General features: G+C 57.8%; 17 protein-coding genes. 8 read left to right on the top strand and 9 right to left on the bottom strand.

The window, feature by feature from the left end; all coding sequences use genetic code 11:
• Nucleotides 1-10: 10 nt before the first annotated feature.
• The 3 genes from ACCC84_RS03470 (at nucleotide 11) to ACCC84_RS03460 (ending at nucleotide 4,180) form a co-directional block, all read left to right on the top strand.
• A complete protein-coding gene (locus ACCC84_RS03470; protein ID WP_198774031.1) occupies nucleotides 11-1,318 on the top strand; it encodes an MFS transporter in 1,308 nt (435 codons plus the stop codon).
• Nucleotides 1,319-1,490: 172 nt separating this feature from the next.
• Entirely contained in the window at nucleotides 1,491-2,741 is a 1,251-nt protein-coding gene (locus ACCC84_RS03465; protein ID WP_039992759.1) for an MFS transporter, read from the top strand.
• Nucleotides 2,738-4,180 (top strand): glycoside hydrolase family 32 protein, encoded by a 1,443-nt coding sequence (locus ACCC84_RS03460; RefSeq protein WP_004963802.1) that lies wholly within the window; start codon nucleotides 2,738-2,740, stop codon nucleotides 4,178-4,180. Before ACCC84_RS03465 ends, ACCC84_RS03460 begins: the two co-directional genes overlap by 4 nt.
• Before the next feature lie 40 nt (nucleotides 4,181-4,220).
• Here ACCC84_RS03460 and ACCC84_RS03455 read toward each other — a convergent pair whose 3' ends face one another.
• The 3 genes from ACCC84_RS03455 to ACCC84_RS03445 form a co-directional block, all read right to left on the bottom strand.
• A complete protein-coding gene (locus ACCC84_RS03455; protein WP_088499677.1) occupies nucleotides 4,221-5,222 on the bottom strand; it encodes a LacI family DNA-binding transcriptional regulator in 1,002 nt (333 codons plus the stop codon).
• An 81-nt stretch (nucleotides 5,223-5,303) separates the two neighbouring features.
• Entirely contained in the window at nucleotides 5,304-5,888 is a 585-nt protein-coding gene (locus tag ACCC84_RS03450) for a HutD/Ves family protein (RefSeq protein WP_004963812.1), read from the bottom strand.
• Entirely contained in the window at nucleotides 5,888-7,258 is a 1,371-nt protein-coding gene (locus ACCC84_RS03445) for a formimidoylglutamate deiminase (protein ID WP_004963814.1), read from the bottom strand. The genes ACCC84_RS03450 and ACCC84_RS03445 overlap by 1 nt, the downstream gene beginning before the upstream one ends.
• 135 nt (nucleotides 7,259-7,393) lie before the next feature.
• On the opposite strand from ACCC84_RS03445, the gene hutC reads away from it, so the two are divergent.
• From hutC to ACCC84_RS03425, 4 genes are all read left to right on the top strand, one after another.
• A complete protein-coding gene (gene hutC, locus ACCC84_RS03440; RefSeq protein WP_004963817.1) occupies nucleotides 7,394-8,179 on the top strand; it encodes a histidine utilization transcriptional repressor HutC in 786 nt (261 codons plus the stop codon).
• A gap of 139 nt (nucleotides 8,180-8,318) precedes the next feature.
• A complete protein-coding gene (gene hutI / locus ACCC84_RS03435; RefSeq protein WP_039992762.1) occupies nucleotides 8,319-9,539 on the top strand; it encodes an imidazolonepropionase in 1,221 nt (406 codons plus the stop codon).
• A complete protein-coding gene (gene hutG, locus ACCC84_RS03430; RefSeq protein ID WP_004963821.1) occupies nucleotides 9,536-10,339 on the top strand; it encodes an N-formylglutamate deformylase in 804 nt (267 codons plus the stop codon). Before hutI ends, hutG begins: the two co-directional genes overlap by 4 nt.
• Nucleotides 10,340-10,682: 343 nt before the next feature.
• Nucleotides 10,683-12,221 (top strand): serine hydrolase domain-containing protein, encoded by a 1,539-nt coding sequence (locus tag ACCC84_RS03425; RefSeq protein ID WP_004963824.1) that lies wholly within the window; start codon nucleotides 10,683-10,685, stop codon nucleotides 12,219-12,221.
• A gap of 6 nt (nucleotides 12,222-12,227) precedes the next feature.
• Here the strand turns inward: ACCC84_RS03425 and ACCC84_RS03420 are convergent, their stop codons facing one another.
• Both ACCC84_RS03420 and ACCC84_RS03415 read right to left on the bottom strand, forming a co-directional pair.
• Nucleotides 12,228-12,758, bottom strand: a complete 531-nt coding sequence (locus ACCC84_RS03420) for a chorismate mutase (RefSeq protein ID WP_198774037.1) — start codon at nucleotides 12,756-12,758, stop codon at nucleotides 12,228-12,230.
• A gap of 123 nt (nucleotides 12,759-12,881) precedes the next feature.
• Nucleotides 12,882-13,391: an anti-virulence regulator CigR family protein gene (locus tag ACCC84_RS03415; protein WP_371901553.1), complete on the bottom strand. Its 510-nt coding sequence runs from the start codon at nucleotides 13,389-13,391 to the stop codon at nucleotides 12,882-12,884.
• A gap of 470 nt (nucleotides 13,392-13,861) precedes the next feature.
• Here ACCC84_RS03415 and ACCC84_RS03410 point away from each other — a divergent pair, with 470 nt between their 5' ends.
• On the top strand, nucleotides 13,862-14,041 hold the full coding sequence (locus ACCC84_RS03410; RefSeq protein WP_004963831.1) for a hypothetical protein: 180 nt from the start codon (nucleotides 13,862-13,864) through the stop codon (nucleotides 14,039-14,041).
• A 50-nt stretch (nucleotides 14,042-14,091) separates the two neighbouring features.
• Here the strand turns inward: ACCC84_RS03410 and ACCC84_RS03405 are convergent, their stop codons facing one another.
• The 4 genes from ACCC84_RS03405 to ACCC84_RS03390 form a co-directional block, all read right to left on the bottom strand.
• Nucleotides 14,092-14,967, bottom strand: a complete 876-nt coding sequence (locus ACCC84_RS03405) for a nucleoside-specific channel-forming protein Tsx (protein WP_371901552.1) — start codon at nucleotides 14,965-14,967, stop codon at nucleotides 14,092-14,094.
• A gap of 374 nt (nucleotides 14,968-15,341) precedes the next feature.
• A complete protein-coding gene (locus tag ACCC84_RS03400; protein WP_004963838.1) occupies nucleotides 15,342-15,614 on the bottom strand; it encodes a hypothetical protein in 273 nt (90 codons plus the stop codon).
• An 85-nt stretch (nucleotides 15,615-15,699) separates the two neighbouring features.
• Nucleotides 15,700-16,590: an aromatic amino acid DMT transporter YddG gene (gene yddG / locus ACCC84_RS03395; RefSeq protein ID WP_198774040.1), complete on the bottom strand. Its 891-nt coding sequence runs from the start codon at nucleotides 16,588-16,590 to the stop codon at nucleotides 15,700-15,702.
• 208 nt (nucleotides 16,591-16,798) lie between these two features.
• The gene (locus tag ACCC84_RS03390; protein ID WP_039992173.1) at nucleotides 16,799-18,169 is read right to left on the bottom strand and encodes an APC family permease; all 1,371 of its coding nucleotides are present in this window, start codon (nucleotides 18,167-18,169) and stop codon (nucleotides 16,799-16,801) included.
• Nucleotides 18,170-18,282: the final 113 nt, after the last annotated feature.

Raw genomic sequence — 18,282 nt, 5'->3', positions numbered from 1 at the left:
GGGGAAGGCAATGGCAGCGCATACAGCGGTAATCGATGCCCGTCGTTCGCGACAGGCATTGCTGGCCGGTTCGGTTGGCAACTTTATTGAATGGTATGAATTCGGCGTTTACGGGTTTCTGGCAACCGTTATCGCCGCCAACTTTTTCACTCTGCAAGGCGAAAGCGAGATCACCAGCCTGATACTGACCTACGCCGCGTTCGCGCTGGCGTTTTTCTGCCGGCCCATCGGCGCGGTGATCTTTGGCCGCATCGGCGACCGCATAGGCCGTCGCCCGACGCTGATCGCGGTACTGCTGCTGATGACGCTGGCTACGGCGCTGATCGGCGTTATGCCAACCTACGCCGCCATCGGCGTTGCCGCACCGCTGCTGCTGACGCTGCTGCGCATGTTGCAAGGGCTGTTTGCCGGCGGCGAGTTTGGCGGCGCGGTGTCGTTGATGACCGAATTTGCCCCGCCCGGAAAACGTGGGCAATACGGTGCCTGGCAATCGCTCACCGTGGCGCTCGGGTTGCTGGCCGGCGCCGGTCTGGTCGCCTTGCTGGCCGCGCTGCTGAGCAAAGAACAATTATACCAGTGGGGATGGCGTATCCCCTTCCTGCTGGCCTTGCCGATGGGCGCGGTGGCACTGTGGCTGCGTCTGAAGCTGGAAGAAACGCCCACCTTTACCCAGGCGCAACAGTCCCCACAGTCCGACTCTGCCCCGGCGGCCAGCCTGCGTGGCGTGCTGACCACCATCCTGCTCGGCATTGGCCGCATGATGGGCTGGTCGGCCGCCGGTTATACCTTCCTGGTGGTGATGCCCTCCTATCTGCAAACCTCGCTGCATGCCACCTTCCAACAGGCGCTGGTGGCTACGGTGCTGGCCAACGTCGGTTTTGCTCTGACCATCCTGCCTGCCGGTATCCTCAGTGACCGCTGGGGGCGCAAAACGGTGATGCTGACCGCCATGCTGGCGGTGATCCTGTTCACCTTTCCGCTATTGCATCTGCTGCAAGATGTGCAAACCTCGCTGGCAATCAAAGGTATCGCCGTGCTGAGCGCCGGTGCGGTGGTTGGCCTACTGGCCGGCCCCGGCCCGGCAATGCTGGCGGAAATGTTTCCGACCCGGGTGCGCTATACCGGCCTCGGGCTGGCCTATTCACTGTCCAATGCGGTGTTTTCCGGCTCTGCCGGGCTGATCATCACCGGCTTGATCAAACAAACCGGCAATATTGATATTCCCGCCTACTACGTGGTCGCCACCTCATTAGTCAGCCTGCTGGCCTTGATGACACTGCGGCGCGACGACCATTTGCGCTCGCTGAACGAACGCTAACGGCTATGGCCCTGCTTGCAGGGCCATAGCCCTATTTCGTGATGGCGATCGCGCATCGCAAATGTTAACGTTAACTTTTGTGATTAACATCGCAAACAAGGCGCAGAACATCTTCCAAAGCGCAAAAGTTAACGTTAACAATAACGCCAACTTTCCTCACTGGGACATGGTCATGAACCGCGAAACAAAAAAATACTATCTGCTACTGAGCGGCCTGTTGTTCTTCTTTTTCTTTACCTGGTCATCCAGTTTTTCACTGATCGCCATCTGGCTGCATCAAAAAATCGGGCTGAAAGGCGCGGAAACCGGGCTAATCTTTTCCGCCATGTCGCTGATGGCGCTGTTTATCCAGCCGTTATACGGTTTTATTCAGGACAAGCTCGGCTTGCGCAAGCATCTGCTGCTGTTTATCGGCGTGCTGCTGGTGCTGACCGGTCCGTTCTTTATCTATGCCTACGCACCGCTGCTGCGCTTCAACCTGGCGCTGGGTGCTCTGGTCGGCGGCGTGTTCATCAGTCTGGCATTCAACGCCGGTATCGGCGTTCTGGAATCCTACACCGAGCGCGTCAGCCGCATTGTCGGCTTCGAGTTTGGCCGCGCCCGCATGTGGGGATCGCTCGGCTGGGCCAGCGCAACCTTCTTTGCCGGATTTATCTACAACATTAATCCCAATATCAATTTCTGGCTGGCTTCCGGTTCGGCAGTGCTGTTCCTGTTGCTGCTCAGCCAGGTGCAGGTGCTGAAACCCAACGCCATGGCGGCGCTGGAGTATGGCAAACCGGACAACCTGCGTTTGCAGGACGCGCTCGACCTGCTTCGCCTGCCGCGCTTTTGGGCACTGGTGGTGTTCGTCATCGGCACCAGCGTCTACGGCGTTTTCGACCAGCAGTTTCCGGTCTATTTTGCCTCTCAGTTCTCAAGCGCGCAGCAGGGCAACGAAATGTACGGCTTCCTCAATTCGTTGCAGGTGTTTCTCGAGGCCGGTGGCATGTTCCTCGCCCCGTTGCTGGTCAACCGCATCGGTATCAAGCAAAGCCTGTTGCTGGCCAGTAGCGTGATGGCATTGCGTATGTTCGGTTCCGGCCTGGCCAGCGGCGCCATCATGATTTCGGCGATGAAACTGCTGCATGCGGTAGAACTGCCGATCCTGTTGGTGGCGCTGTTCAAATACATTACCAGCCGCTTCGACAGCCGCCTGTCCTCCACGCTGTACCTGGTCGGCTTCCAGTTTATCGGCCAGGTTGCCGCCAGTTTCCTGGCGCCGCTGGCGGGCTATGGCTACGACCATATCGGCTTTGCCGATACCTATCTGCTGATGGGGTGCGCCGTGGCCTGCACCACCCTGCTTTCCTGTTTCCTGCTGCGCGGCGAATCGGCCGACGGTAAACCGAACATTCATCCCGTAAGTGAGCCAAGCCAATGAAAAATACTTTAGCCCAAGCCGATCATGCCGTAGAAATGCTGCGCGCCACGCGTAAGGACGATTATTACCCGCGCTTCCATCTGGCGGCCGCCGCCGGCTGGATCAACGATCCCAACGGGTTGATTTGCTTTAACGGCGTCTATCACGCGTTTTTCCAGCACCATCCGTATGACGAAAACTGGGGGCCAATGCATTGGGGACATGCCATCAGCCACGATCTGGTGCACTGGCAGCCGATGCCGATCGCGCTGACGCCCGGTGACAGCGATGACCTCGACGGCTGTTTTTCCGGTTGCGCAGTCGACGATAACGGCGTATTGACGCTGATCTACACCGGTCACCGCTGGCTGGGTGAGCCAGGCGACGACAGCCAGCTACGCGAGGTGCAATGCCTGGCCACCAGCGAGGACGGCGTACATTTCACCAAACACGGCGCGGTGCTGACGCCGCCGGATGGCATCCAGCACTTCCGCGATCCCAAGGTGTGGCGTCAGGATGGCCAATGGTGGATGGTAGTGGGCGCCAAGCGGCACGACCTCGGCCAGATACGACTGTATTGCTCCCACGACCTGCGTCATTGGCGCTTTGATCGCATCCTGGCGACGGCGGAGGAACCATCGCAGGGCTACATGTGGGAATGCCCGGATTTCTTCCCGTTGGGGGAACAACAGCTGTTGCTTTTTTCGCCGCAGGGTCTGACGGCGCACGGCTACCGCCAGCGCAATCGCTTCCAGAGCGGCTACCTGCTCGGCAACTGGCAGCCCGGTAGCGACTTCGAACTGACCCAACCGTTTGTCGAACTTGACGCCGGGCACGATTTCTACGCGCCACAGAGCTTTACCGCTGCCGATGGCCGCCGCCTGCTGTTTGGCTGGATGAACATGTGGGAGTCGCCGATGCCGAGCAAAGCGCACGGCTGGGCCGGAGCATTGACCTTGCCGCGCGAACTTTCGCAGGCCGAGGACGGTAGCATACTGATGAATCCGGCAACCGAGCTCAGCGCATTGCGCGGCGAAGCACAGCGCTTTGGCGCCACACAGTTCGCCAACCGGCAGTTGCTGCTCGGCGACGGGATACAAGAACTGGCGTTGAGCCTGGCCATCGACGCCAGCGATGCGGAGCGTTACGGCGTCAGCGTTGGCAGCGCCGTGCGGTTGTACGTTGACAATCAGGCACGTCGCCTGGTGGTTGAGCGTTTCAGCGACGACGCCGGGCTGTGCGGCTGCCGCAGCGTACCGTTGCCGGTGGGCGAAACGCTGCAGCTGCGCATTTTTGTCGATCGATCTTCAATAGAGGTGTTCGTGAATCGTGGTGAAGCCTGCCTGACCAGTTGCATCTACCCCAGCGACGGCGATCGGCGCATCAGTCTGTTCGCTGAAAGCGGCAGCGCCACCTTTGGTGAAATTACCGGCTGGGCGCTAAACGCTATTTGGCAGTAATCGCCAGGGCGGGTCCGTAGCGGGCCCGCCAACGACAGGATTACATCGAACCACGCAACAACAGCGGGCATGGCACCTGCACCGTGTCGCGATGCTCGCGTTGTTCGATCAGGTGCAGCGCCGCTTGCCGGCCCAGTTCGTAATGCGGCAACTGTACGGTAGTCAGCGGCGGCTGGAACAGCTGACCGATGCCCACCATATTGTCATACCCTAACACCGCCACCTGCTGCGGTATTTTCCAGCCCTGCGCCAACAGCGTCTGGTACACCAGAAATGCCACCCGGTCATTGCCACACACCACCACGTCGCACTCTTTACGCCCCGGTGCAAAATGGCGCGTCAACAGTGCCACACAGTCGCGATAGTGTTCATCACCACCGGTCAGGTCGAGATGATACTGCTTCAACTGCGCCAGATCGCCGCCCGTTTCCTGCCAGGCACGTTCCAAACCACGCCGCCGCAGCATCGCCGCCGGCGTGCTTTGCGGCAGATGGATACACAGCGGCGCGCGGTAGCCTTTGGCGATCAGCGCGCGCATGGCGTCATACTGGCCCTGTTCGTCATCGGGGATGTACGTTGCCACCTGGCTACCGGCGCTGAGGCAGTTCGCCAGCACCAGCCGTTTATCCAGCAGCTTGGTCGGCAACGTAACCTCACGCAGCCCCATGGTGGTAAAGATCACCCCGTCAGGGCGGTGCGCCATCAGCAAGTCCACGGTTTTTTCCGCCGACTCATCGGCAAACAGGTTAACCACGAAACTTTGCCAGCCGTGTTCACGCGCGGTTTTTTCAATCGACAGGATCATTTCCACCGAGAACGGCGTGGTCGCGGTGTCCAGCGCCAGCACGCCGATGGTCTGCACCCGACCGCCGTCGCCGCGAATACGCCGAGCGGCCAGATCCGGCACGTACTCCAATTGATCAATGGCCTGTTTCACCCGGCGGTAGGTATCGGCACGCAGTTTGCCAGGTTCGTTGATGGCACGCGATACCGTCATCAGCGATACGCCGGCCAGTTTTGCTACGTCTTTCAGCGAGGCCATGCACCCTTCTCAGCGTCAAATGGTATGTAAAGGCAAATAATCCCATAACTTAGCCACCGACTCTAGCCGAATGCGCAGCCGTTAGCCACCACTCGGGTGGTGCGACCTAATATCAGCCCATAACGCCAACGCGTTTGGCGTCAACGGCACCAGTTGGCTGGCGTGGTCCATCGCTGACCACCAGCCGCCCTGCCGTGGATGCAGCGTGAGCGGCTGCGGCTGGCGCAATTGCCAGTCGCCACGCAGGACGTAGATCACGCCGGCATGACCCGTTGGCAACGGCGTAGCGGCTACGACAGCTTGCACGTCGGCGCTCTGGCGCCCACGCCGCGTCATGATGTTGAAATCCTGACTGCTGCCGCCCGGTAATTGCGCCTGCACCTCCAGGTCGCCGGAAAAGGCAAATGGTTCGCCAATCGTCGTCAAACGATGATCGACCTGACCGGCGCTGTATAAATGCACGCCGTCGCCTTCCAGCAGTGTGATCGAACGATCGATGCCGCTGAAGGCAGAAAACGGCCCCGCCTGGGCAATGGTGGCAATGCTGGCGCGCCAGTCAAAATCCGCGTTGCCGAGCGGCAGGCTGACGATTTCGCGCGTCTCCCCCCCGCCGTTACGCCACGGGCTGACCGGCAGCTGTTTGAATTCGAAACGGTTAAACGGCATTACGCCTCCTGCTGGAAGGTTTTCAACACCTGCATAAACGCGGCGCTGCTCTGCTGTTGCAGCGCATGTTGTCCCTGCTCGATCACTTGCCGTCCGCCGACAAACACGTCGCGAATCTGCTCTTTACCGCCGGCGAACAGCCAACGGTTGAGAATGGAGGCATCAGGCGCGGCAGCAAGGTAGGGATCGTTACCGTCCAGCACCAGCCAGTCGGCACGATAACCGACCGTCAGTTGGCCTAGCGCCACGCCGCATGCCTGCGCACCGCCCTGCAACGCCTGCTGGTACAGCACATCTGCTACCGCTGGCTGTTGTGCGGTGGTCAGACGATTGCGGCGCCGATCGCGCAGCCGCTGACCATATTCAAACCAGCGCAACTCTTCCACCACGTTGAGGGATACATGGCTATCGGAGCCGATCCCCCAACGCCCCTGTTGTTGCAGATAGCGGTCGCCCGGGAAGATGCCGTCACCGAGATTGGCCTCGGTGGTCAGACACAGCCCGGCCACCGCCTGACTGCGCGCCAACTGCGCCAGTTCACCGTCATCCAGATGGGTGGCATGCACCAGACACCAGCGCGCATCAACCGGCAGATGTTCATACAGCCAGGCAACCGGGCGCTGGCCGCTCCAGCTCAGGCAGTCGTTAACCTCTTTCTGCTGTTCGGCAATGTGAATATGCACCGGCAGCGCACGGTCGGACGCGGCCAGCACCTGCTCCATTTGCCTGAGTTCCACGGCACGCAACGAATGGAAGCACAGCCCATGGTTCTGCAACGGCACGCCGGCCAGTTGCCCGGCCAGGGTTTGCTGCTGCGCCAGGTAACCGTCAACGTCCTGAATGAAACGCCGCTGTCCGTCCTGCGCCGGCTGGGCGCCAAATCCGGCGTAGCTGTACAGGACCGGCAGCAGCGTCATGCCGATCCCCGCCTGCCGTGCCGCCTGACTGAGCCGCCCGGTCATTTCGCCACGATCGGCATATGCCCTGCCGTACTCATCGTGATGCAGATAATGGAACTCCGCCACCTGGGTGTAACCCCCCTTCAGCATTTCGATATACAGCTGGCGCGCGATAATTTCGACCTGTTCCGGCGTCAGACGCTGTACCAGGCGGTACATCAGATCGCGCCAGGTCCAGAAACTGTCCTGCGGGTTGCCAGCCACCTCCGCCAACCCGGCCATGACGCGTTGAAACGCATGGGAATGGAGGTTAGGCATGCCGGGAACCACGTCACCCTGCAGACGTAGACAGCCTTCCGGGTTCGATTTTGGGGTAACCTTGGCAAGAAAACCGTGGGCGTCGACGTCCAGCCGGACATCATGGGCCCAGCCGGTGGCAAGCAATGCACGGGGAGCAAAATAAGCAGGCATGGCAGTATTCCAACGTTGGTATAAGGGCGAAAGCGCGCGACACGCGCATTTGTAAGCCAATTGTATATTTCTGGTTAATTGACCACTACTTGTATATACATATACATACGCCAGCAGCAACAGTAAACTGGTGTTATGATATTTTTATTTGACGAGGTTAACGTCGTGGTGGATCAACCGACCGTGTTACAGCTGGCTGCTGCAATGAGCGATACCCCTGCCCCCATTTATCAGCGGGTGAAGCAGGCTATCGTCAATCAAATCCGTGCGGGTCATTGGCAACCGCATCAGCGCGTGCCGTCGGAAAGCGAACTGGTGGCGGAGCTCGGCGTCAGCCGTATGACCATTAACCGCGCGCTGCGTGAACTGACCAGCGAAGGCTTCCTGATCCGCATGCAGGGCGTCGGTACCTTTGTTGCCGAAGCCAAAGCGCATACCGCACTGTTGGAAGTGCATAACATCGCCGATGAAATCGCCGCGCGGGGTCATCGCCATAGCAGCAAGATCCTGGAGTTCAAGGCGCGAGCCGCCAGCGATGAAGAAGCCAGCGCGCTGGGCATTTCGCCGGGACAACAGCTGTTTTACTCGCAGATCGTTCATTACGAAAACGAGATGCCGGTGCAGTTGGAAAACCGCTGTGTCAATCCGTTGGCAGCACCCGATTATATGGCGCAGAATTTCGATCGGGTTACGCCCTACATCTACCTGACCCAGGCCGCGCCGCTGACCGCCGGCGAGCATATCGTCGAAGCGGTGACGCCAACCCGTCAGGAACGCGACTTGCTGCAGTTGGAGGATCACGAACCTTGCCTGCTGATTCATCGCCGCACCTGGTCAGGGAAAACCGTGGTGACCTCTGCCCGCCTGCTGTATCCCGGCAGCCGCTATCAGCTGTTTGGCCGCTTCACCAACGAGGTGTGAGATGATGGGGGCGATAGCCCCCGTTAGTTACCGGCGATCACATCCTGATAACAAATTTCCCGCCCTGCTCTTGCCGCATGCCGATGAATGCGCTAGGTTGTTTTTAATTGTATATACAACCATGTGGGAGTTGGTCACCATGTCCTCCGAAATTCACTGCGACAGCCTGTGGTATGGCGCAGACCTTGTCACCATGCGCGACGGCAAATATCACATTCTGCATGACGGGGCCATCGCGGTACGCGACGGTAACATCGTCTGGATTGGCCAACGTGCAGCGTTGCCAGCGATTAGCGCGACCAAAACGGTAGAGTTTGACGGCGGCATCATCACTCCAGGCCTGGTGGACTGCCATACGCATCTGGTGTTTGGCGGCGATCGCAGCGCCGAATTCGAGCAGCGACTGAACGGCGTCAGCTACGCCGAGATCGCCGCACAGGGCGGCGGTATCGTTTCCACCGTGAAGGCCACCCGCGACACCGACGAACAACAGCTGTTGCAGCAGGCGCTGTTTCGCCTGAAACCGCTGCTGGCAGAAGGCGTGACCTGCGTTGAAATCAAGTCCGGTTATGGCCTGACGCCGCAAAGCGAACTGAAAATGCTGCGGGTGGCACGCCGGCTGGGCGAACTGCTGCCGGTCGAGGTAAAAACCACCTGTCTGGCAGCCCATGCGTTGCCGCCGGAATACGCCGGTCGGGCTGACGACTATATCGATTTGGTGTGCGATACCATCATTCCCGAAGCTGCCGCGGCCGGGCTCGCGGATGCGGTTGATGCCTTTTGCGAGCATTTGGCCTTTTCGCCACAGCAGGTGGAAAAGGTGTTCGCCGCCGCCGAGCGTGCCGGTCTGCCGGTCAAACTGCATGCCGAGCAGCTGTCTGCATTGGGTGGTAGCGCGTTGGCGGCGCGTCATCACGCCCTGTCTGCCGATCACCTTGAATATGCCACCGAACAGGATGCACAGGCGATGGCCGCCGCCGGTACCGTGGCGGTGTTGCTGCCAGGCGCCTATTACCTGCTGCGTGAGACCCAGTGCCCACCGATCGCGCTGTTCCGTAAACACCAGGTGGCAATGGCCATCGCCAGCGATGCCAACCCGGGCACGTCGCCGGCTCTGTCGCTGCGTCTGATGATCAACATGGCCTGCACGCTGTTCCGTCTGACACCGGAAGAAGCGCTGGCTGGCGTCACCCTCAATGCCGCCAGGGCCTTGGGGTTACAGCACAGCCACGGCTCGCTGGAAAGCGGCAAAGTGGCGGATTTTGTCCATTGGCCGTTATCACGCCCGGCTGAACTGGCTTATTGGTTGGGTGGGCAACTGCCCTGTACGGTGATTTTCCGAGGAGAAGTACGTCAATGACCATTCGAGATCCGTTTCAATTTCATACCGGCACTCTACCGCTGCTGATCAGCATTCCGCACGCCGGCACCCGCTTGACGCCCGCGGTTGAAGCCGGCCTGACCGACGATGCACGGCCGCTGTCTGACACCGACTGGCACATTCCCCAGCTGTATGATTTCGCCCGGGCGATGGGCGCCAGCCTGCTGGTGGGCAATTATTCGCGTTTTGTCATCGATCTTAACCGCCCGTCTGACGATAAGCCGCTGTATACCACCGCCACGACCGGTCTGTTCCCCGATGTGCTGTTTGATGGCCGCGCCAGCTTCCAGCCGGGTAAAGCGCCGTCAGAGCAGGAACGCGCCGGCTATTTACAACACATCTGGCATCCCTATCATCAACAATTACAGGATGAGCTGGCACGCTTGAAAGCCAAACACGGCTACGCCATGCTGTTCGATGCCCACTCTATCGCGTCGGTGATCCCGCGGCTGTTCGACGGCCAACTGCCGGATCTCAACCTCGGTACCAACGGAGGTGAAAGCTGTGCCACCGCACTGAGCGATCGGCTACTGCGCCGTTGCGAAGATCAACAACGCTTCAGTTATGTGCTTAATGGCCGGTTTAAAGGTGGTTATATCACGCGTGCCTATGGCAAACCGGCTGAAAACCAGCATGCGGTGCAATTGGAGTTGGCGCAGGTGAATTATATGTCCGAACAATACCCGTTCGCTTTTGACGCCGAACGGGCTGCGCCGCTACAGCGTCTGTTGCAGCAATTGCTTGAAACCATGATTGCCTGGGGCGCAGCACAACGCTGATTGCCCACTTAATTTATCCTCCGGGTCGTCACTTTCCTGGCCCGGAGGCGCCCTGCCTCTTCCTGCCCCATCCTGCTGCGTCCGGTTAAGCGCCAACAACGCTGGCATCTGATGTGCAATTTGCGTACTGCTTCGCAGTTTTAACTAAAACAGCGTTCCCATTTTACCCCAGCGCACAAAACGGCGGCTGCCGACGCGCGTGCTGCGCCACAATCGGCGCAAAACCACTGCCTGCGGCAGAATAAGAAACATCTGACTGAACCGTGCCAATCCCTATCAGTCCCAGTAGCCATCTGCTGAGACTGGAATTGATGCAGTCCGTCATGTCACTCTGGAGGCTACCATGTCCGATATCCCGCTAAACTGGCGCCAGGCCCATGCTGTCGCCGAACGGCTGCTGGCCGACTGGCAACGCCCAGGCGAGCCCGGTGGCGCGATTATCCTGTTTGACGCCGAGCAGACGCAGGCCGTCGCCTGTGCCGGCCTGGCCGATCTGGCCCAGGGCACCCCCTTTAGCGCCGACAGCGTGGTTCGTTATGCCTCGGTCACCAAGCATATCTTCGCTGCGCTGGCGCTTAACGCCGTCGATGGCGCGTTGCAGCTCGATCAACCTATCGGCGATTTGTTGCCACAGCTGCGCGGCGAATTGGCGAAAGTTCGCGTCGGCCAGGCGCTGGATATGACCAGCGGCTTGCCCGACGTACGGGAAACCCTCGGCCTGCTTGGCATTTCTGGACATACCGTCAGCGATGCCACGCCGGTGCTGGAGTTTGTTTATGGTCTGAACCGGCTCAACTTCCCACCCGGCAGTGAAATCAGTTACAGCAATACCGGTTATCGGCTGGTGGAGGCCGCGCTGAACGCGCAAGGTCACACGTTTGATCGACTGGTGCAACAACACATCGCCGAGCCGCTGGCAGTCCAACTGAGGGCGCCTGAGAGCTGGTTCGATATCGTTGCGGGACTGGTGCCCGGCTATTGGCCCACGCCTCACGGCTGGCAGTTGGCCAGCAACGGACTACACCTATCGGCATCGGGCAGCCTGACCGGCAGCGCCAACGCCCTGACCCGCTGGCTGCAGTCTCTGCTGGCAGATCGCGGGCCAGGCGCTGGCGTACTGGCGCAGTTAAGCGCTGCGCGGCGTTTAGCCAATGGCCAGCTCAGCGATTATGGCCTCGGTATGGCGCATACCAGGTTGGGAGCGCAGCGCCTGTTGGGGCACGGCGGTTCGCATGCCGGCTATAAAACCCACTTCCTGCTGGCAGCCGATCGCAGCGCGGGCATGGTGCTGGTAGCCAATCGCGAAGATTGCGACAGTTTCAACATCGCCTTGCAGGTGATGGCCGCCTTGTTGGGGGAAACCCTGCCGCCGCGCAGTGATGCCATACCCGATGGCATCTATGCCAGCGTGGCTGAGCCCTACTGGCTGGAAGTCAACGACGGCAACGTCGCCTATTTGGGTATCAGCGAACCACTGTACCAAGGAACGGATGGCTATGCCGTATCGCTGTCGGCGCATATGCCGATGCGTTTGCGCTGGAATGGAGAAGCGGTCGAAGGTGAAGTGGGACATGTCACACGGCATTTCTTGCCAGTAACGCTGAATAACGATTGCCTGAAACACGTACAGGGAGTGTGGTATCACCCGCAGTATCGTACTGCGTTTGAAATCCGCGGCGATCGGATACATATCGGCGTTGGCCCCGCAGCGCAGATCGGCAGGTTAAGCTCGCTGGGCCATGGCCGCATGCTGGTTGAATCGCAGGATGGCCCCTGGCTAAAACGTTTCTGTCTGTATTTCCGGGGTTATAGCGTCGATCTGATCGCCAACCGCAGCCGGGTGCTGACCTTTCAACGCAGCACCACCGGCCGTACCGACTAAACCAGACTAGGGCGTGCTGCGGGTTCTCACCGCCAGCAGCGCGTCAAACAGCCGCTGTTTATCGGCATCGCTCAGATTATGCTGTTGCAGTGCGTTGACGAACCCCTGACGCTCTGTTTCGCTAATCGGCCCAGCCTGCAAGCGCTGCGCCAGCCGTTGCAGTATGGCACTGCTCAGGCGCGCGATCTGCGGCCGCACCTGGTTCAGCGGGCGCGGCTGCCAGTGCTGTTCCGGCTGCGATAACCAGTCGGCCCGATACCGGTATTGAATCGCCTTGGCGACATCCATTTGCGCCATGACAAACGGTTTAATCGTGGCAGCATCCAGCCCTAGCGTTTCGGCTTCGGCCTGGGTACTGGCCAACACCTTGCTTTCCTGGGCCAGATCTTCAATCGGCAAATGCTGCTGCGCTTTATAGCCGGCCACGTCTTTCATCAATGACAGTCGCTGGTTGACGGTTTCGGCGATCGGCTTAGCCTCGTTCGCCAACGTGGAGAAACTGCACAGTAAACCCGCTATCAGCATAATTTTAAACATAATCCCTCTGTTTTTTCCGTCTGCGAATCAGGCAATATAATGCAATGCGTTCAGGCGGATCATCTTTATTTTCGCCCACAAAAAAGCCCTGCCGGAGCAGGGCTTGATATGTTTGCTTGCGTGCTAGTCGAAAACACCGTTAATTACGGAAGCGACAATCGCCGTGCTGAGCGCTACCAACACCAGATCGTCGCCGGCAACGCGCCATTCATAACCAGGATAATGTGGCAGTTGGCCCAGCAAGGACGCCGGTACGGCTTTCTTGGCGATGCCCGGAGGCAGCGGCTTGCCGCGTGCCAGGTTCTTGGCAATGCCCGGAGGCAGAGCCTGATAGCCGGTCAGGCCATAGTTGAGAGCCAGCGGGCGCACACGATCGTAAGAAAGGTTCACGGACACCAGGTCGTTATTGCCGCCTTTGCCCTGTTTACCTTTGGCATGATCGCCGCTGTTACCGTTACCTTTACCGTTTCCATTACCATTGCCATGGTTGCCATGATTTGCACTGTTGCCATGACCGTTACCATTGCCGCCGCCGTTGCCATTACCGCCTTTATCAGCGAAAACCGGTGCTGCGCTCATACCCAGTGATACGCACAGCGCCAGAGCTGTCAGGGTCATACGACGTTTTTTCATGATGTAACATCCTGCGTGGGGGAACTGAGATTACTATAAGTGTAGTTTACCCTATAAAGTATACGGAAAACTCTTATATTGTTTCCCCCTGCTCCGTGGGTCGCGGGGCAAACTGCCGTGGCGATCGCCACCAGCAATATATAATGCATAACCATTCGGTTTTACTGAGCGTTTACCTAAGATTTTTCTTGCGACGTAATAAGCGATGCCGTACTTTGGTCAGGTAACAAAAAAGAGTTAGCATGCTCTTTTTCGTCACGCCTCAAATTTTCATGTGATCCAAACAGGATAAGACACGTCTCTTTCCCGCCGCTTGGTGCGGGACTCTTTTTCTCTTTTGGCCGCGTCTGCACCAAACTGGTGCTTTATGTTGAGATTTCGTGGTTAATATCTTAAATTTGACGGCTGAGAAACCTTAACCTCCCACGGTGGCCAGGTTGGCAACGGGTGGGCGTTCAGGAGCAAAAGTAATGCAAATGACCCTCATGGAATACATCACTCTGCATTTTAACGGCGATCTTCACCGCTACGCGCAGGCGGAAGGCGTAAGCAGCGATCAGATCCGCCGCTGGATCGACAACGAATGCTATGTCATCAAGGGACGACTGGTTATGCCGGTTAAGCACCTGCCTGTCGAAGTCATGCAGTGATGCCATAAAAAACCCCGTCGATGCGGGGTTTTTTATATTCAGTGCCACAATCAGAAATTGTAACCAACCACCAGATAGTAACCCCAGCCGGTAGACTTGATTGGCCCTTGCGGCGTGCCGATATCTACGCCATCTTGCCATTGACCGCCGTTATGGAAATAACGTGCAACTACCGAGTAATGCCAGTGATCGTAGTTCAGCGCCAGGATATGGCTGGATGCAATGGAATTGCTGGTGCGTGCCTGACGGCCGTTGACGATGAAATCGTCCTTGCCCAGATCGGAGCCAAAATCAAAGTTGGTAAAGCCGATGTAATTCAGATTACCGCCCCATAGCTGGGTCAACGGCACAAAATATTTTACCTTGAAGCGGTAACCATCCCAGCTGTTCTGGTTGGCGGCACCGTAGTTCTGCCATTGGTATTTGGCATAAATGTTCATCGACAGGCTCATTGGCAGACCGGTATCGATGTCGGTACCCAGACCCATATACCAGGTGCTCTGGCGAGATGAATCGTTGCGTCCCATGTCATAGATGTAGTTGTTGGCGAAATACCATTCTTTAAACGGCCCGAAGCTGAGATCGGCGCCGGTCAGCTTGTCGATGGAAAAGCGCGGCTCGATTTCCATAAACAGCGGTGAACCTTTGTCCCAGATACCGCGATCCGGCGCATTGCCCACGCCAAAGAATTTCGGCACGTCGACGTAGCCATAGAAATCAAACCATTCGTGTTTGGCGAAGGCTTCGTATTCCAGATAGACATCGTTGTTCAACTGCGGTCCGAAGCGAGTATGGTAGCTCCCTACCACGTTCACGCTCTGATGCCACCAATCTGAAACGTATTGACTGTCTTTGCTATCAGCCATTGATGATGCACTGTACGATGCTGCGAGAAGCACACCTGCTGCGAGAGCTATTTTTTTCATTTTATTACCACATGCTTAAAGGGCCATTTCCTGCCCGTTAGAAAAAATGACAAATGAGTCTGAATGACACCTGGCGTAACCAACGGTGAATCAATGCACATTCACCGCGCGCATTATAGAAATCACCGAGTGTAATAATCTGTGATCCAGTCACCCATTTCGCGAATAGGTAATCGATTGCGTTCACATTTGTCAAATTATGTTTCATGCAAATTCACAATCGCTGTGATTTTTGTCATGAGCGGACGTTTTTTATGCAGGATTCGTGCCCAATTCCACCAACAGCCGGCTATCGTCCAGGTTACATTTTTTGACGGAAGATGCCGGCGCGCAGCCGGCAGAGATGGAGAGCGAGGGGAGTAAAACTGACTAACTCAACGGGCGCCTGGAACCGCTTTGGCAATATTGTCGGCGCGAAACACCACTTCTTCGCCACGTGCAATTTCCCACTCTTTGGGTGGGATATCCGTTTTCGGCGCGGCAGCGATCACCGTACCAATAATGCGCTTGTCTTCGCGACGCAAGATACTGACGTCAAGCTGATATTCGTGGCGCAGGTTGGCGGTGGTGAGCCGCACCGTATCGCCCCGGCCGAAGTTCTGATCGTCGATAATGGGCTGCTGAATAAACTGCACATCGCTTCTCATGGTTCACGTTCCTTCTGACAGAAGACGTAATTTGAGCTTAGCTGATTTCAGGCCTGACGCAGGGAGCCGTATCAAATATCTGCACTTATCCGCGAGTTGCTCGCCAGCATATCAGCGAGCCCAAAATCACCATCACCACGCCTTGCCAAAAGCTCACCGTCAGTGCGGTGCTGAGCAATAGCGCAGCAAATACCGAGGACAACACCGGGGTAAAATACGACGCCGTGGCCAATAACGTCATGTTGCCCCGCAAGATGCCGACATTCCATGCCGCATAGCCGGTCCCCATCGCCATGCCGGCGCACAGCAGCGTCGCGGTGACCGGCAGCGTGAAATGCAAGGCCGATTCATTGCTGAAGGCATATTGCAGCCACAGTACCAGCGCCGTCAGGGTAATGAACACCACCACGCCGTTATGACCCTGGGCAATACGCCGGGTGACGTTACAATAAACCGCCCAGATAACCGCGCCGCTGAACGCCAGGCAATAACTGAGCGGGTTACTGTGAACGTTTGCCAGCATTTGCGCCGGCGACCAGCCCCCCTCGCCGCTCATGATCCACCCAATGCCCAGCAACGCCAGCAATAGCCCTGGGATCACCCACAGCGTGGCTTTTTGGCCGTTGAACACAATGGCCATTAATACCGTCAGGCTCGGCCACAGGTAGTTGATCATGCCAAGTTCGATCGCCTGCAGCCGGTTGTTGGCGTAACCCAGTGACAAGGAAAGACAGATCTCATAAGTGACGAACAGCAGGCTGCCGAGCAATAAGTAGGGTTTGGGAAAATGGTTTAGTCTGGGCAGCCCCATCACCACCAGCAGGAAAATCGCTCCCACGCTGTAGATCATCGCCGCGCCGCCAATCGGCCCCAGCGCTTCGCTGACGCTGCGAATCAGGCCGACGACGCTGCTCCACAGGACAATCGCCAATAATCCCATCAGCGTGGCGCGGTAAGTCGTGGAGATCGCAGGCATTTGACTCTTCCAATGAATTCATTTCAACCAGCGTTTGACTGTACAACGGCGCAGAGAAGAATAAAAGTGAAACGGAGATCGGCTCCCCGTTTCGGCAAATCACCCGTAGAGTCAGAGCGCCGGACAACACAGCGTCAAGGCAGCCAGATTTTCCGACAACGCCCCGATTACGCTGTGAGACCGCTGCACGCCTGGTAATGTGACAGCGTCACTGTTGGGTTTGGCGTTCGAACTGCGGTGGTGGCTGGCGGAAACGCCGGGTGAGGTATACCAGATAGGCAAAGCCCAGAGCCGCCCAGCACAACCCCATGGTCAGCGAGCTCTTTTCCAGATTCAGCCACAGCACGCCAACCGTCAGCGCACCGACCAGCGGCAAAATCAGGAAATGGACGCGATCCTTCCAGGTTTTGTTGCGCCCTTCGCGAATAAAGAAATGACTGATCACCGACAGGTTAACGAAGGTAAACGCCACCAAGGCACCAAAGTTGATCAGCGCAGTGGCGGTCACCAGATCAAAGGACAACGCAGACAGCGCCACGGCACCGACCATCAGCACGTTCAGCGTCGGGGTGCGCCATTTCGGATGAATGTAACCGAACAGTTTTTCCGGGAACACGTTGTCACGCCCCATGACGTACAGCAAGCGCGACACGCTGGCATGGGATGCCAGACCGGACGCCAGGGTATTGATAAAGGTAGTGCACAGGAAAATCGACTGGAACAGCTTGCCGCCCACGTACAGCGCTATTTCCGGCAGTGCCGCATCCGGCTGTTTGAAACGTTCGATCGTGGGGAAAAACAGCTGAATAAAGAACGAAACGCTGATGAAAATCACTCCGCCGTACAGCGCCGTCAGGAAAATGGCGCGCGGGATCACTTTGGCTGCATTGGGCGTTTCCTCGCTCAGCGTGGTGACCGCGTCAAAACCGAGAAAGGAAAAACACAAAATGGTGGCGCCGGTGATAATCGGCAACAGGTGGGCGTTCTCACTGACGAACGGTTGCAGGCTCCACACCGTTCCCAGCCCTTCACCGCGCTGTAGACCCTGAACCACCAGAAAAATGAACACCACGATGATCATGATCTGCGCCAGAACGAACAGGGTATTGAAGTTGGCGACCACGTTGACGCTCTTCAGATTGATCGCCGTCATGATGAACACGAAACCGACCACCCAGACCCACGGGGGAACCTCGGGAAACAGCGCGGTGAGGTAGATTTTCGCCAACAGCGTATTGATCATCGGCAGGAACAGATAGTCCAGCAGCGAAGACCAGCCGACCAGAAAGCCGACGTGCGGATTAATCGCCTTTTGTGCATAGGTATACGCCGAGCCGGCGGTCGGAAACTGGCGTACCAGTTTGCCGTAGCTGATGGCGGTAAACAGCACGCCAGCCAACGCAAACAGATAGGACGCCGGCACATGGCCGTCGGTGACGCCGGAAACGATGCCGAAAGTGTCAAAAACCGTCATCGGAGTCAGATAGGCCAGGCCCATCATCACCACTTGCCACAGCTTGAGCGACTTGCGCAATTGCGGCTTATCCGCGTCATTACCATCGATGACATTTGTTGTCATGGGAATTTCCTCACCAGCGTCCTGTACGCTCAATTGGAAGAAATGGTTAACCGCAGCGCGCAGCCTCGCCGGGCCACAGGATAGCCGACAAAATACGCCTGACGCGCGCGAGG

The sequence above is a fragment of the Serratia odorifera genome (assembly GCF_041448735.1).
GTDB classification, from domain to species: domain Bacteria; phylum Pseudomonadota; class Gammaproteobacteria; order Enterobacterales; family Enterobacteriaceae; genus Serratia_F; species Serratia_F odorifera.
This window is presented reverse-complemented; position numbering and strand designations above follow the sequence as displayed.